A 13,646-nucleotide genomic window follows, 5' to 3' on the forward strand; every position below is an offset into this window, starting at 1 on the left:
TGTCCGCGATCATGATGGCGAACGACTTCCTGCTGAACGCGCACAAGCCGACCGATCCGTCGTTCCAGGACATCATGCAGATCAAGCAGAACGCGACGCGCGCGGCAACGCTGGTGCGCCAGCTGCTGGCGTTCTCGCGCCGCCAGACGCTGCGTCCACAAGTGCTCGATCTCGGCGACGCGCTGTCCGATCTCACCATGCTGCTGCGCCGGCTGATCGGCGAGAAGGTGAAACTTGATCTCATCCACGGCCGCGACCTGTGGCCGGTGAAGGTCGACGTCTCGCAATTCGAGCAGGTGATCGTCAACCTCGCGGTCAATGCGCGCGACGCGATGCCCGATGGCGGCAAGCTGACGGTGCGCACCTCCAACGTCACCGCCGACGAAGCCACGCAGCTTGCCTACAAGGGCATGCCGGCGGCCGAATATGTCAGGATCGATATCGTCGACACCGGCACCGGCATTCCAGCCGAGATCATCGACAAGATCTTCGAGCCGTTCTTCTCGACCAAGGAAGTCGGCAAGGGCACCGGGCTTGGATTGTCGACGGTCTATGGCATCGTCAAGCAGACCGGCGGCTTCGTCTATGTGGATTCCGAACCCGGCAAGGGAACGTCATTCCGCATCTTCCTGCCGCGGCATCACGCCGAAGCGGAAGTGGCGGTCGAGCCCGCCGCGAGCGGCGCGGCGAAGGAAGCCTCCGCGGAAGCAAAGCCCCGCACCGACCTGACCGGGCAGGGCACGATCCTGCTGGTCGAAGACGAGGAGGGCCTGCGTTCGCTCAACGCGCGGGGCCTGCGTTCGCGCGGCTACAGCGTCATCGAAGCCTCCAACGGCGTCGAGGCGCTGGAGGCGCTGGAAGAAAAAGACGGGGCGGTCGACCTCGTGGTGTCGGACGTGGTGATGCCGGAAATGGACGGGCCGACGCTGCTCAAGACCATGCGCCAGCGCAGTCCCGACCTGAAGATCATCTTTGTGTCCGGCTATGCCGAGGACGCCTTCGAGAAGAGCCTGCCCGAGAACCAGCAGTTCGCCTTCCTGCCCAAGCCCTTCACGCTGAGCCAGCTTGTCGCAGCGGTCAAGGAAACGATGGCGCCTCAGTAACATTGATAATGAGTTGCAAGACCTAGTGGTCCGCTCCTAACATTCGCATCCCATCGCTGCAGGTACTTTTGCGAATGTTAGAAGCGCAGGACCACTAGCAAATATCGATTTTAGTGCCGCTTTCCTATTTGACGTTCCTGATAGAATTCGCCGCTTATGGTGCAGGAACGTCAAATAGGCGACACTAGTACCCGCGACGCCGCGCCGCAGCCAGGCCCTCTCGCTGCGGCTTCCCTTTTAGGCGACCTTGCCCATGTAAGGGGCGCCTCCCGTTGGGCTCCAGGAATCGTAAGAGAATCTTGGGAAAGACCATCGGGAACGCGGGTTTTAAGGGAATATGGCCATGAATTTCAGACAACGGGCTTTTGGTTTGGTACAGGCGCTTGCGCTCGTGTTGTCGCTGGCGATGCCGCTGGTCGTCGTGGCCTCTTCGGCCGATGCGCGGGTCGGCGGCGGCGTCTCCTCGGGCTCGCGCGGATCGCGGACGTTCTCGGCGCCGCCGTCAACCTCGACTGCGCCCAATACCGCCCAACCGTTCAATCGTACCGCGACCCAACCGGGCAGCCCCGGCTTCGGCACGCAGGGCGGCGGGTTCTTCAACCGGCCGGGCATGGGTCTTTTCGGCGGGCTCGCCGCAGGGTTCCTCGGTGCCGGCCTGTTCGGCATGCTGTTCGGTCACGGCCTGTTCGGCGGCATTGGCGGATTCTCGTCGATCCTCGGACTGATCCTGCAGATCGCCGTGATCGTGTTCCTGGTGCGCTTTGCGATGTCGTGGTGGCAGCGCCGTCACGAGATGGGTGCGGCCTATGCCGGCGGCCCTTCGCCGCTCAGCGCCCAGGCGAGCTACGGGTCGGGCTTCGGTTTCGGATCGGGCAGCGCACCGCTGCAGATCGTCGGCGCCGATTATGAAGCCTTCGAGCGGCTGCTCGGCGAAACCCAGGCCGCCTATTCGAACGAGGACGTCGCACGGCTTCGCACGCTGGCAACGCCGGAAATGGTGTCGTATTTCACCCGCGACCTCGACGAGAACAGGTCGCGCAACATCGTCAACAAGGTTTCGGGCACCAAGCTTTTGCAAGGCGATCTCGCCGAAGCCTGGCGCGAGGGCGATACCGATTATGCGAGCGTGGCGATGCGCTACTCGCTGGTCGATACCTTTCTCGATCGAGGCACCGGTCGCGTGGTCGAGGGCAACGGACAGCCGGAGGAAGTCACGGAAGTCTGGACCTTCACCCGCCCGCGCGGCGGCAACTGGATCCTGTCGGCAATCCAACAGACTTCGTAACCGCCACGAAAAGAAGCAAGACACGAGAGCGCCGCGGCAAACCGCGGCGTTTTTCGTTGTGGCGATCTTACCTGACGCGCACAGCGTCCCTCGCTTCGTCATTCCAGCGCCAGTCGGGCATGCCGGCGCCGATCTCGACGCCGCCGACCCAACGGTTTGGTGGCGTCAGCGACATGAAATCCACATCCCCTTTGAGCACAGCGCGTCCGAGGTCAGTGATATCAAGTTGATCCGTCCAGGGCGGTCGCGCCTTGCCGTCCACCCCGACCCCGGGACGGCGCTCGAAGACGGGACCGCTTGCGCCTTCCATGTTGAGCACGCGGTCCCGCACATGACCGTCGCCCTGCCCGGGAAGCGGATCGATGTCCCAATGCATCGCCGAGAAGATCCTTCCGAGAGTGACGACGCCTCCCCACTGCGGGGGCGGCTCCGCCATCAGCTTCAGCGCCATCTCCTCGGTGAGCGAAAGGCCGTTCGCGGCCGAGGGCAGTTCGCGAAGATGACGCTGTAGCGCACGGGCGAGCAACGGCAGCGCGGGCGTACGCTTGCGCATGATCGCCGCGAGAGGCCGCGGGTCGGGGCTGGCCAATGCACGCCAGGCGTCAAGACCGAGCTGCAATTGCGCCGCGCTGACCGCCTTACGGGTCGTCCACAGCATGCACAGCGCTTCGGGCGGCAACTCTCCGAGTCCCGTGAAACGTCGCCCGCCAGGGAAGTCGCTGATGTTGACGAGTTCCAGACGCGGTGGGCGCCGATGTCTTGCGTAATGCCCAAGCAAGTGGATCAGTGACAGCTGGTCGGTGACATCGTGTTCGAACCAGAGCACGACGCGCTCGTAATCGGCGGACGCGCGGAGTTCGCGCTCCCTGTCTTCGAGAGCTCGAAGTTGCCCTTCGTAGTCCAGCGGCGGATCGAACTGATCGCCGTAGCAGTCGACGATGTGGCGTGCGCGCTGCTCGAGAAAGCCTGCGCCTTCGCGGACCGGCCCGATGATATAAGGGTAGATATCGACGTAGTAATCGCCGCCGAAGCCGGCTTCCTTCAGCGGCTCCTGCAGATCATGACCGCAGCGGATATGCAGCGTTCGAAGATCGCCGTCGGGTACCGAAGCGGTCATCGCCTCGCGTGCGAGCGCCATGTCGGCGATATGGCGCTTCATTGCGGCCCAGTTGTCGAAGCGCAACTCCCGCGCAATCAGGTACTGGGCCTCGGCAAGCTGCGGCGGCGACCTGAAGCGCGCGAGCGCCTCAGGTTCACCGGCGCGCGCGGCCTTGAGCAACTCCTTGGCGCGTTTGCCCTGCTGTTCAAAATTGAGACGAAATTGCGGATAGGATCCGAGCGTGTCGGCCATGACAGATTCCCTTATCGGTGACCTGCGTTCGCTCAGGCGGATAAGGGGAGAGATAGACCTTCATCAGCAGGTCTTCTGTCGTGGGCGCAGCCCTTTCCGCGAACGTGGATGCTCCGACCGAGCACAGCCATGGTGGACCATTCCGGCCGAAAGGGTCAAGCGAGGTCGCGTTTTTTCATTCCGGCGTCGCTAGTGTGGAATAAAGTCGGCCGTAACGTGTTGCACGGTTGCGGGGCGGTTCGTCGCAACGAGCAGCTCGGACAATCAAGTCAACAATAACCCTGGGAGGATTTTGAATGTCCACTTTTGCCAAAAGCATTTCGCATTTCGGTCTGGTTTCGGCGGTCGCTCTGTTCACAGGCCTTGCCGTGCAGCCGGCGCAAGCCCAATCGGCCAATATGACCTTCTTTGTCACCTCTAACGGACCCGGCAAGGGCGCCGATCTCGGCGGTCTCGAGGGCGCCGACAAGCATTGCGCCACGCTGGCGGGTGCCGCAGGCGCAACCGCCAAGACCTGGCGCGCTTATCTCTCCGCGCAAGCCGCCGACGGCAAGCCGGCCGTGAATGCGCGCGACCGCATCGGCAAGGGGCCGTGGCAGAATGCCAAGGGCGTCGTTGTTGCCAAGGACGTTGCCGACTTGCACAGCGCCTCCAACAATCTCACCAAGCAGACTTCGCTTAGCGAGAAAGGCGACGTCATCAACGGCCGCGGCGATACGCCGAACCGCCACGACGCGCTGACGGGAACGCAAACCGACGGCACGGCGTTTCCGGCCGGCGAAGATCGCACCTGCAAGAACTGGACAAGCTCGACGCAAGGTGCCGCGATGGTCGGTCATATCGACCGCATCGGACTGCGCGGCGATGACGCCTCGAAATCCTGGAATTCGTCGCATCCGTCGCGCGGACCGGACGGCGGCTGTTCGCAGGCGGACCTCAAGAGCACCGGCGGCGACGGCTTGATGTATTGCTTCGCGGCGAACTGACGTCAGCTTAGCACTTTTCTTCGTCTCTCCCCCGCAGACGGGGAGAGACGTAGAGCGAACACGCCCCATCCCCTCCGCGGCGACGCGATGCTATGCTTTGACCTGGCGCGAGGCCTGTTTACGACAGCAGGGTCGAGGGGAATGCAATGCAAGTCGCGAGCCTGGTTCTGCCTGTCTTTGCCATCATCATCACCGGCTGGCTTGCCGGGTGGCTGGGCTACGTGTCGCGATCGCTTGCCGATGCGCTCGTGCATTTTGCCTACAACGTCGCGATGCCGGCGCTGTTGATTGTAACGATCGCCCAGGAATCCGCGCGCAGCCTTCTGGAATGGCGCTTTCTGCTCGCCTTCGGCGGCGGCTCCATTCTCTGCTTCCTGCTGGTGTTCCTGGCCGTGCGTATCGGATTGGGACGCGGCGCCGCCAGCAGCACGATGTATGGGATGGCGGCGGCCATGACCAACACCGGATTTGTGGCGTTGCCGATCCTGCATTCGATCTACGGCCAGCCCGCCGTCTTGCCGGCCGCCGTCGCAACCGTCTTCGTGGCGGCGGTGATGTTTCCTCTCGCTGTGGTCCTTCTGGAGAGCGAGCAAGGCGGCAAGCACGGAAAAATGGCGCACCCGTTCACCCTGGCCAAGCAGATCCTGCTCAATCCGATGGTGCTGTCGACCTTGATCGGCCTTGCATGGGCGACCGCGGGTTGGCCCATCCCGGCACCACTCGCGGCGTACTTGAATATCTTTGCTGGCGCGCTGACGCCCTGCGCGCTGTTTGCCATCGGGCTCGGTCTTTCGATTGAAGGCATCGCCAAGAGTCTTGCGGCATCCATCGCGCTCGCGGCCGTGAAGCTTTTGATCATGCCGCTAATCGTTTATGGCCTGTGCGTGGCCTCTGGCCTCAATCCGCTCTACACGATCGCCGCCGTCATCTGCGCCGCTGTCCCGACCGCCAAGACGACTTATATCCTGGCGGGCGAGTACAGAGTGGAGGAGCCGCTGGTCGGGGCCACCATCTCGATCACGACGGTGCTGTCGGTCGCGACGCTGCTGGGATGGCTCTATGCGCTTCGCATCGTGGTGGGAGCGGTGTGAACGCTATTTCGTCGCCCGCCAAGGCATGTCGTTCGACAGAAAAGCTGGATTTCGCGGCGGATCAGGCGGCGACAGTTGCCTGGCTATCCTGAACGGCCGGTGCCGGTTCGCGGACAAAGCGCGCGGCCGCCTCGATCACGGTCGGCAATTGCGTCACCGCGACCGGTTTGGCGAACAGGAAGCCCTGACCCTTGGCGCAGCCTTCGCGCGCCAGAAAATCCCATTGCGCTTCGGTCTCGATGCCTTCGGCGAGAACCGGCATGTGCAGGCTTTCGCCAAGCGCGAGCACGGTGCGGACAATGGCGGCAGCCGAGGCGTCGTGCGGCAGCCGTTTGACGAAGGTCTGGTCGAGCTTGATCTTGTCGAACGGAAATACGTGCAGCGTCGCCAGCGACGAGTAGCCGGTGCCGAAGTCGTCCATGGCGACCGTGACGCCCATGGCCTTCAGCTTGCGCAGGATGTGCAGGCCGCGGCTCTGGTCCGACATAATAGTGGACTCTGTGACCTCGACCTCAAGTCGCGCGGGCGGAAGGCCGGTTTCGAGCAGGATGCCCTGGATCATCTCGGCGAGGTCCTCGCGGCCGAACTGCACCGGTGACAGGTTGACGGCGACGGTGCCGGGAATGTTGCCGATCGCGGCGTCGTGGCAGGCGGCGCGCAGTGCCCATTCGCCCATTTCCATTATCGCCTTGGTTTCTTCGGCAAGCGGAATGAACTCGCCGGGCGAGATCATGCCAAGCTTCGAGTGCTTCCATCGCATCAAGGCTTCGGCGCCGCAGATCTTGCCGTCGTTGAGCGAGGTCTGGAGCTGATAGTACAGCATCAGCTCGTCGCGCTCGGTCGCGTAGTCGAGATCACGGGCGAGCGCGCGGCGCTTGCGGGCGCTGTCGTCCATCTCGCGGCTATAGGCGGAGATCGAGCCGCCTCGCGCGCGCTTGCCGCGCTGCATCGCGAGCTTGGCGTTGCTCAGGAGCTGGTCGCGCTCGGGCGTATCGGTGGGGAATACCGAGAAGCCGATCGAGGCGGTGAGCTCGACCGCATAGCCCTGGACCGTGAACGGCGTCGCGAAAGCCTGCGAGATGCGCATCGCAAAGGCTTGCGCGTCGTCCGGATGGTTGCCTGACGTCGTCAGCGCCAGAAACTCGTCGCCGCCCTGGCGCGCGAGGAATTCGCTTGGCGCGAGCTGCTCGCGCATACGCGTCGCGACGTCGATCAAGAGAAGATCGCCGGCGCCGTGGCCGTAGAGATCGTTGATGTCCTTGAAGCCGTCGATGTCGATCGAGAAGGCGGCGAGCTTGTGCGCCTTTTCGTGGGCTTCGGCGGCGTCAAAAGCCAGGCGCTCGTTGAAGGCGATGCGGTTGGGCAGTCCCGTCATCGTATCGTTGAACGACAATTGATGGATGCGATCGGCCGATTCCGTCCGCGCGCGCAGATCGATGATGTAGGTCGAGAAGCCGTTGCCCATCACAAGCAGGACGGCGCCGACCACCGCGACGCCAAGCAAATTCGCCGACAGGAGATTGGACGGCAGCGCGACGGACGCATCCGGCACGGCGGTCGTCGCCGCAACAAGCGCATAGTGCATGGCGCAGACCATGCAGGCGAGCGAGATGGCGGCGCCGTGACGGCACCAGCGCGTCACCGGCCGGTTGGCCCGATTGACGGCGACGACGCTCAAACCGATGCCGAGAACCGCGGCCGGCGCCATGCCGTAAGGATTCCACGCCAGGCTGCCCTGGATGTGCCAGGCCGCAAGGGCGATGACGTGCATGGCAAGAATGCCGGCGCCCATCACAAGGCCGCCGACTTCGGGCGCGAGCGTGAAGTGCCGGCTGCCGATTTCAAAACCGGCGAGGCAGGCGAGAACGGCAATGATCAGGACCGCAAGCGCGGCGGCCGGTTCGAATCCGCTTGAGAGCAATGGATCGAGCGCCAGGATCGATACGAAGGTCGACGCCCACAGCGCAACGCCGGTGCCGACCGATGCCATGAACAGCCAGCCGTGGCGAATGGCGCCTGCGGTGGCGCGGGCTCGCGCAAAATGGCGCATGCCGACCCAGGTGCCGAACAGGCAGAGGCTGCCCGCGATCAGGACCAGAATCTGTTGGTAGGCAAAGGTGTAAGCGGCCGAATGGAGCACGGCGTTCTCCCAGTGGTCCGATTCTAACATTCGCATCCCATCGCAGCGGCCACTTTTGCGAATGTTAGAATCAAAGGACCACTAGCAAATGTTAGATTCTAGTGGAGTTTTCGGATTTGACATTCGCTGTTCGGACTCGCGGCCAGGTGGGAGCGAATGTCAAATCCACTCCACGAGTGGTCCGACCCTAAAGCGAGGAGGGTTAACTGGCGAAGCGTCCAATGGCCGAAAATCGGGGAATCCGGCGCACTTCGCGAAATAGCGTTGAAACTTTGTAAGAAACGCCGATGAAAGATGGGAGTTGTTTCGGATAATCTCGGTTTTCTGAGGTTCGCTTTTAACAACGCGTTAAGTAACCCCGTCGGGCCACAACGCTAACCCCTCATCCTGAGGAGCGCGCGCACCCGAGCAGGCCGAGCGGCAGCGAGGCCGTCGCGAATGGTGCAAATGAAGCGCGCATCTCGAAGGATGTGGCCCAGCTGGTGGCCTCATGGTTCGAGACGGCGCTAATGCGCCTCCTCACCATGAGGGTAGGAATAGAAAGGCTCCCGATGCGATATGAGCTCTATTATTGGCCTTCGATCCAGGGCCGCGGCGAATATGTCCGTCTCGCGCTGGAAGAGGCCGGCGCCGACTATGTCGACGTTGCGCGGCAGCGCGGCGTCCCCGCCATGATGCGGATGATGGAAGCGGGCTCGACGCCGCCCTTCGCGCCGCCCTTCCTCAAGGCGGGCAAGCTCGTGATCGCCCAGACCGCCAACATCCTGCACTATCTGGGTGCGCGCCATGGGCTCGCGCCAAAGGCCGAGGCGGGCCGGCTGTGGGTGCATCAACTGCAGTTGACGATCACCGACTTCGTGGTCGAAGTACACGATACGCACCATCCGCTCGGCCCTTCGCTTTATTACGAGGACCAGAAGCCCGAGGCGAAGAAACGCACGCGCGAATTCTGGCACGAGCGTGTGCCGAAATATCTTGATTATTTCGAGGAGCTGGTGGGCAAGAGCGGCGGCGCCTGGGTGACGGGGCGCAAGCTCACCTATGTCGATCTCTCGCTGTTCCAGATCGTTGAGGGGCTGCGTTACGCTTTCCCGAGGCACATGAAAGCCTTCGAGCCCAACATTCCCAAGCTGCACGAACTGCATCACCGCATCAGCGTGCGCCCGAAGATCGCGGCCTATCTTGCCAGCGACCGCCGCATTCCCTTCAACGAAGACGGCATCTTCCGCCACTACAAGGCGCTGGATGTGTGAGGAGAGTGGACCATTGTCCGTTCTTCGTCATGGCCGGGCTTGACCCGGCCATCCACGTCTTCATCTCACGCAAAGCAAGACGTGGATGCCCGGCACAAGGCCGGGCATGACGCCCGGGGGTCGCTAGACTTACTTATTCCTGCCGTCGACCGGCGTCATCTTGAGTTTTGCCAGCTCGATGCCATCGACGCAGCTGACATTGAGCGCAATCACCGGCGTGCCGTCACCCTTGCTGCCGCGCGCAAACACCTCGACGCCGCAGTCGTTGCAGGACTGGTGATGGATCGCGTGCTTGTTGAAGAGATATTCCTTCAGATTGTCCTCGCCGGCGCGGAGGACAAAACGCTCCGGCGCCACAAAGGCAAAGTGCAGGCCGCGCTTGGTGCAGATCGAGCAGTTGCACGCGGTGACCATCGCAAGGTCGGTGGTGCATTCGAATCGCACCAGGCCGCAATGACAGCCGCCGGTCAGGGTTTTGCTCTCCGCCATTGTCCTCACCACACTCCCGGGACAAGACGATAGCGCACGCGCGAGGCATAGTCAGCATAGCCTGGCAGTCCCGTCGTCAGCGTCCGCTCCTCGATGCGGGCGCGCAGGCCAAAGAGGATGGCGAACACCAGTGAGATCGCCGCTCCCCACCACGAGCCCAGCAGCAGCGCGACGCCGACCATGAACGGGATCGCACCGCTATACATCGGATGGCGAACAAAGGCGTAAGGCCCGCTGGAGATGACGTGGTGACCGCGCTCGGACTGAATCCTCACCACCGCCGCCGCAAAGGAATTGGTGCGGAAGACCCACATGATGAAGATATTGGAGGCGATCAGGAGCAAAAAGCCCAGCACCTGCAGGGCGAACGGCATGTGCGAAAGATGGAAGCGCTCGTCGAGTCCCATCGCGATGAACCAGATCACGATGACCGTGAAAAGTACCAGCAGCAGCCTTTTGTCGTCGGCGGGCTGGTCGGTGCGGATCGGCGCGCGCATGCGCTCGGCCATTAAGCCGGGATCCTTCACCGCAAGCCAGCCGCCGAAACCGAGGCCGGAGGCAATCATGAATCCCAAGAAAACCCATGCGCCTGGCCAGTGCAGCGTGCCTGCCGGCACGAACAGCAACACGGCAAAGCCGAGGATCCAGACGAAGGTCTGCAACAGCCATTTCGCGATCATTTCAGCGTCCTCCCGTTCAGGGACACTTAGTGATCGCGCAATTCTGGGGCAAACTGGTGGAGTAGATTTGACGTTCGCTATGCGTCCAGCCGCGAGCTGGTACGCGAATGTCAGACGAGCTGGTTGACCCGGGTTCCCTGTCCGGGCGGCAGCGGGGGCGGCGCCGGCGGCTGGGTCGCACCGGCGTCGGTCGTGATGGCGCCGGTGTCGGTGCTGTCAGGCGTCACAACGGCCGACATGATCGCAGCCGGCCCCGTGTTCGTGTCGAGATAGTTGAAGGGCAGCGGCGGCGTCGACGAAGACGAAACGCTTGAAACGCTCATGGGTCTCAAATCCTGATGGACAGGTCAGAGGCCAGCTTAAGGGGTAACCCGCGAAAACGGCGTGAAGCAAAAGGATAAAATGCCATCGATTCCGTTGCCGGAAGTGAAACTCTACTGGTCCAGCCCGCGCGAAATCGCGATCGCGGCGTCCTGCTTGGTGCGTGTGCAATTCATGTCGAGGCGGCGGTAGCGGATCGAAACATCGTCGCCGCGGAAAATGCCCATCCGCGACATGCAGCTGGAGATGCCCTTGCTCAATGTGTCCTTGGGCAGGGTGAACACGATGGCGGCCGCGCCCGCGACGAAGTCGAGAAATTCCGCCTTCGGCTTGCGGCTGAAGCCCTTAACGTAGAGCTCGTTTGCATACTTGCGGTTGGGGCAGCCGAGCGACATTTCCTTCGCCATCGGATGCGACAGATAGATGATGTTGGCCGCCGTAATGCCGACCTTCAGGCCGTCGACTTGCTCCTTGAGCTGGTTGGCGATATCCGCGCAGCGGTCGGCCCGCGCGGGGGAGGCGGCGAGCGCTGAAAGGGCTGCAAGGATTGCGGCGAGCAGGATCGATCGGCGAAGCAACGAAAGTGTCATGATTGGCGGCCCCTCACACTCAAGCGCATCAAAGCCTCAAGCCGGCGGAGAGTGCAAGTCAGTATGTCTCTTTCGTCATGGCCGGGCATAGCCGTTCGGAAGAACGGCGTCGCTTGCGCTCGCCTATGACCCGGCCACCCACGCCTTGTTTGAGGCTAAGCAAGGCGTGGATGCCCGCGACAAGCGCGGGCATGACCCCACCCGCTGCACACCTTCAATCTTCACTTTGCCGGAAAAGAGCTTAGAACGAGGGGGTCACCGGGGCGGCCTTTTCGGCCGCTTCCGGCCCTTAAAACCACGCGAGCTCTCCCATGAACGCCCCTTCCGCCTTTCCCGACCAGCAAAAGCCCGTTCCGCCCTATAAGCACACGCCGCTGTTTCCGCTGGGCGCGGACACCACGCCCTACAAGAAAGTCACGTCCGAAGGCGTGAAGGTCGAGAAGGTCTTGGGCAAGGACATGCTGGTGGTCTCACGCGAGGCGATGCGGGCGCTGTCGGAAGCAGCCTTCGGCGAGATCAATCACTATCTGCGCCCCGGTCATCTGAAGCAGCTGCGCGCGATCCTCGACGACAAGGAGGCGAGCTCCAACGACAAGTTCGTGGCGCTGGATTTCCTGAAGAACGCCAACATCGCCGCCGGCGGCGTCTTGCCGATGTGTCAGGATACCGGCACCGCAATCATCATGGGCAAGAAGGGCTGCAACGTCATCACCGACGGCGAGGACGAGGCGGCGCTGTCGGAAGGCGCGCGCGATGCGTATCTGCGGCGCAATCTGCGCTACTCGCAGGTCGCGCCCTTGTCGATGTACGAGGAGAAAAACACCGCCAACAACATGCCGGCGCAGTGCGAGATCTATGCCGAAGGCGATGACGCTTACAAATTCATGTTCATGGCCAAGGGCGGCGGCTCGGCCAACAAGAGCTTCCTGTTTCAGGCGACGCCGTCCGTGCTGACCAAGGATCGCCTGCTGGCGTTCCTGAAGGAAAAAATCCTCACCCTCGGCACCGCGGCATGCCCGCCCTATCACCTTGCGATCGTGATTGGCGGCACGTCGGCCGAACTCTGCATGAAGACGGTGAAGCTCGCATCCGCGCGCTATCTCGACGCACTGCCCACGCACGGCTCGGCGGATGGCAATGCCTTCCGCGATCTCGAGATGGAGCAGGAGATTCACAAGATGACGCAATCACTCGGCGTCGGCGCGCAATTCGGCGGCAAGTATTTCTGCCACGACGTGCGGGTGATCCGCATGCCGCGCCACGGCGCAAGCTTGCCGATTGGCCTCGGCGTGTCGTGTTCGGCCGACCGCCAGGTGCTGGGCAAGATCACCAGGGACGGTGTCTATCTCGAGGAGCTCGAGCACAATCCGGCGCAGTATCTGCCTCGGGTCGAGCAATCGCTCGGCGGCGAGGTGGTCAAGATCGATCTCGGCAAGCCCATGAAGGAGATCTTGGCGACGTTGTCGAAATACCCCGTGAAGACGCGGCTGTCGCTGACGGGCACCATGATCGTGGCGCGGGATTCCGCGCATGCCAAATTGCGCGAGCGGCTGGAGAAGGGCGAGCCGCTGCCGGACTACTTCAAGAACCATCCGATCTATTACGCCGGTCCTGCCAAGACGCCGGAGGGTTATGCGTCGGGTGCGTTCGGCCCGACCACCGCGGGACGGATGGATTCCTTTGTCGATCAGTTCCAGGCGGCGGGCGGCTCGATGGTCATGCTCGCCAAGGGCAATCGCGCCGTCGCCGTGCGCGAGGCGTGCAAGAAGCACGGCGGCTTCTATCTCGGTTCGATCGGCGGCGCCGCGGCGAACCTCGCGGAGCACTGCATCAAGAAGGTCGAGGTCGTCGAATATCCCGAACTCGGCATGGAAGCGATCTGGCGCATCGAGGTCGTGGACTTCCCGGCCTTCATCATCATCGACGACAAGGGCAACGACTTCTTCAAGGAGTTGAACCTGGGCTGACGGGGACGGCCGCATTCGCCTCTGCGGCTTCCGTCGATTGCCCCTCGCGGGCGACGCGGCTGAGGGCGTATGCGGCGAGGCTCGCGATCAGGGCCGGCACGGCGGCGGCGACGAACACCGACTCGCTGCTCATTTGCCGCGCCAACATGATGCCGCCGACCAGCGGGCCGACGATCGAGCCGACCCGGCCAATGCCCAGTGCCCAGCCGACCCCGGTCGAGCGGATCGAGGTCGGATAGAATGTCGCCGATAGCGCGTTGGACGCGTTCTGCCCGCCGATGACGCACAGGCCCGCGCAGAAGATGACGAGCGTCGAGAGCGCGATCGAATGGCCGGAAAAGCCAATTGCACCAACCGCGATCGCGGCCAGGAAATAGGTGACCGCGAGTG

13 protein-coding genes are annotated in these 13,646 nt (G+C 62.9%); 6 read left to right on the forward strand and 7 right to left on the reverse strand.

Features of this window, described 5'->3' with window-relative positions:
* Together VFB05_RS23565 and VFB05_RS23570 are read left to right on the forward strand one after the other, a co-directional pair.
* Positions 1–1,103 (forward strand): response regulator (locus VFB05_RS23565; RefSeq protein WP_325016770.1); only part of this gene is annotated, 1,103 nt, incomplete at its 5' end.
* A gap of 343 nt (positions 1,104–1,446) precedes the next feature.
* Positions 1,447–2,388 carry a Tim44 domain-containing protein gene (locus VFB05_RS23570; protein ID WP_325016772.1) on the forward strand — a complete coding sequence of 314 codons (942 nt, stop codon included), beginning with the start codon at positions 1,447–1,449 and terminating at the stop codon, positions 2,386–2,388.
* A 67-nt stretch (positions 2,389–2,455) separates the two neighbouring features.
* On the opposite strand, the gene VFB05_RS23575 is transcribed toward VFB05_RS23570, so the two are convergent.
* Positions 2,456–3,667: a DUF1835 domain-containing protein gene (locus VFB05_RS23575; protein ID WP_325016774.1), complete on the reverse strand. Its 1,212-nt coding sequence runs from the start codon at positions 3,665–3,667 to the stop codon at positions 2,456–2,458.
* A 368-nt stretch (positions 3,668–4,035) separates the two neighbouring features.
* Between VFB05_RS23575 and VFB05_RS23580 the strand changes: the two genes are divergently transcribed.
* Entirely contained in the window at positions 4,036–4,725 is a 690-nt protein-coding gene (locus tag VFB05_RS23580) for a lectin (RefSeq protein WP_325016776.1), read from the forward strand.
* A 146-nt stretch (positions 4,726–4,871) separates the two neighbouring features.
* A complete protein-coding gene (locus VFB05_RS23585) occupies positions 4,872–5,816 on the forward strand; it encodes an AEC family transporter (RefSeq protein WP_325016778.1) in 945 nt (314 codons plus the stop codon).
* Between the two features lie 61 nt (positions 5,817–5,877).
* Here VFB05_RS23585 and VFB05_RS23590 read toward each other — a convergent pair whose 3' ends face one another.
* Positions 5,878–7,956, reverse strand: coding sequence for a putative bifunctional diguanylate cyclase/phosphodiesterase (locus VFB05_RS23590; RefSeq protein ID WP_325016780.1), 2,079 nt, complete (start codon positions 7,954–7,956; stop codon positions 5,878–5,880).
* A gap of 551 nt (positions 7,957–8,507) precedes the next feature.
* On the opposite strand from VFB05_RS23590, the gene VFB05_RS23595 reads away from it, so the two are divergent.
* Complete coding sequence (locus VFB05_RS23595) at positions 8,508–9,209, forward strand: glutathione S-transferase (protein ID WP_325016782.1); 702 nt, start codon at positions 8,508–8,510, stop codon at positions 9,207–9,209.
* Positions 9,210–9,338: 129 nt separating this feature from the next.
* On the opposite strand, the gene VFB05_RS23600 is transcribed toward VFB05_RS23595, so the two are convergent.
* The 4 genes from VFB05_RS23600 to VFB05_RS23615 form a co-directional block, all read right to left on the reverse strand.
* A complete protein-coding gene (locus VFB05_RS23600; RefSeq protein ID WP_325016784.1) occupies positions 9,339–9,698 on the reverse strand; it encodes a GFA family protein in 360 nt (119 codons plus the stop codon).
* A 5-nt stretch (positions 9,699–9,703) separates the two neighbouring features.
* Entirely contained in the window at positions 9,704–10,378 is a 675-nt protein-coding gene (locus VFB05_RS23605; RefSeq protein ID WP_325016787.1) for an isoprenylcysteine carboxylmethyltransferase family protein, read from the reverse strand.
* 110 nt (positions 10,379–10,488) lie between these two features.
* Positions 10,489–10,701, reverse strand: coding sequence for a hypothetical protein (locus tag VFB05_RS23610; protein ID WP_325016789.1), 213 nt, complete (start codon positions 10,699–10,701; stop codon positions 10,489–10,491).
* A gap of 111 nt (positions 10,702–10,812) precedes the next feature.
* Complete coding sequence (locus VFB05_RS23615) at positions 10,813–11,289, reverse strand: hypothetical protein (RefSeq protein WP_325016791.1); 477 nt, start codon at positions 11,287–11,289, stop codon at positions 10,813–10,815.
* 311 nt (positions 11,290–11,600) lie between these two features.
* On the opposite strand from VFB05_RS23615, the gene VFB05_RS23620 reads away from it, so the two are divergent.
* Positions 11,601–13,256, forward strand: a complete 1,656-nt coding sequence (locus VFB05_RS23620) for a fumarate hydratase (RefSeq protein WP_325016793.1) — start codon at positions 11,601–11,603, stop codon at positions 13,254–13,256.
* Here the strand turns inward: VFB05_RS23620 and VFB05_RS23625 are convergent.
* The coding region (locus VFB05_RS23625) for an MFS transporter (protein ID WP_325016795.1) at positions 13,234–13,646 on the reverse strand (413 nt) is incomplete at its 5' end. The two genes, VFB05_RS23620 and VFB05_RS23625, sit on opposite strands and share 23 nt — an antisense overlap.

It is taken from the genome of Bradyrhizobium sp. (genome assembly GCF_035652035.1).
Lineage (GTDB): Bacteria > Pseudomonadota > Alphaproteobacteria > Rhizobiales > Xanthobacteraceae > Bradyrhizobium.

What these genes read in the sequence shown, in the direction of transcription:
- VFB05_RS23570 (WP_325016772.1), top strand. Translation starts at nt 1,447, where the DNA reads ATGAATTTCAGACAACGGGCTTTTGGTTTGGTACAGGCGCTTGCGCTC.
- VFB05_RS23580 (WP_325016776.1), top strand. Translation starts at nt 4,036, where the DNA reads ATGTCCACTTTTGCCAAAAGCATTTCGCATTTCGGTCTGGTTTCGGCG.
- VFB05_RS23585 (WP_325016778.1), top strand. Translation starts at nt 4,872, where the DNA reads ATGCAAGTCGCGAGCCTGGTTCTGCCTGTCTTTGCCATCATCATCACC.
- VFB05_RS23595 (WP_325016782.1), top strand. Translation starts at nt 8,508, where the DNA reads ATGCGATATGAGCTCTATTATTGGCCTTCGATCCAGGGCCGCGGCGAA.
- VFB05_RS23600 (WP_325016784.1), bottom strand. Translation starts at nt 9,698, where the DNA reads ATGGCGGAGAGCAAAACCCTGACCGGCGGCTGTCATTGCGGCCTGGTG.
- VFB05_RS23605 (WP_325016787.1), bottom strand. Translation starts at nt 10,378, where the DNA reads ATGATCGCGAAATGGCTGTTGCAGACCTTCGTCTGGATCCTCGGCTTT.
- VFB05_RS23610 (WP_325016789.1), bottom strand. Translation starts at nt 10,701, where the DNA reads ATGAGCGTTTCAAGCGTTTCGTCTTCGTCGACGCCGCCGCTGCCCTTC.
- VFB05_RS23615 (WP_325016791.1), bottom strand. Translation starts at nt 11,289, where the DNA reads ATGACACTTTCGTTGCTTCGCCGATCGATCCTGCTCGCCGCAATCCTT.
- VFB05_RS23620 (WP_325016793.1), top strand. Translation starts at nt 11,601, where the DNA reads ATGAACGCCCCTTCCGCCTTTCCCGACCAGCAAAAGCCCGTTCCGCCC.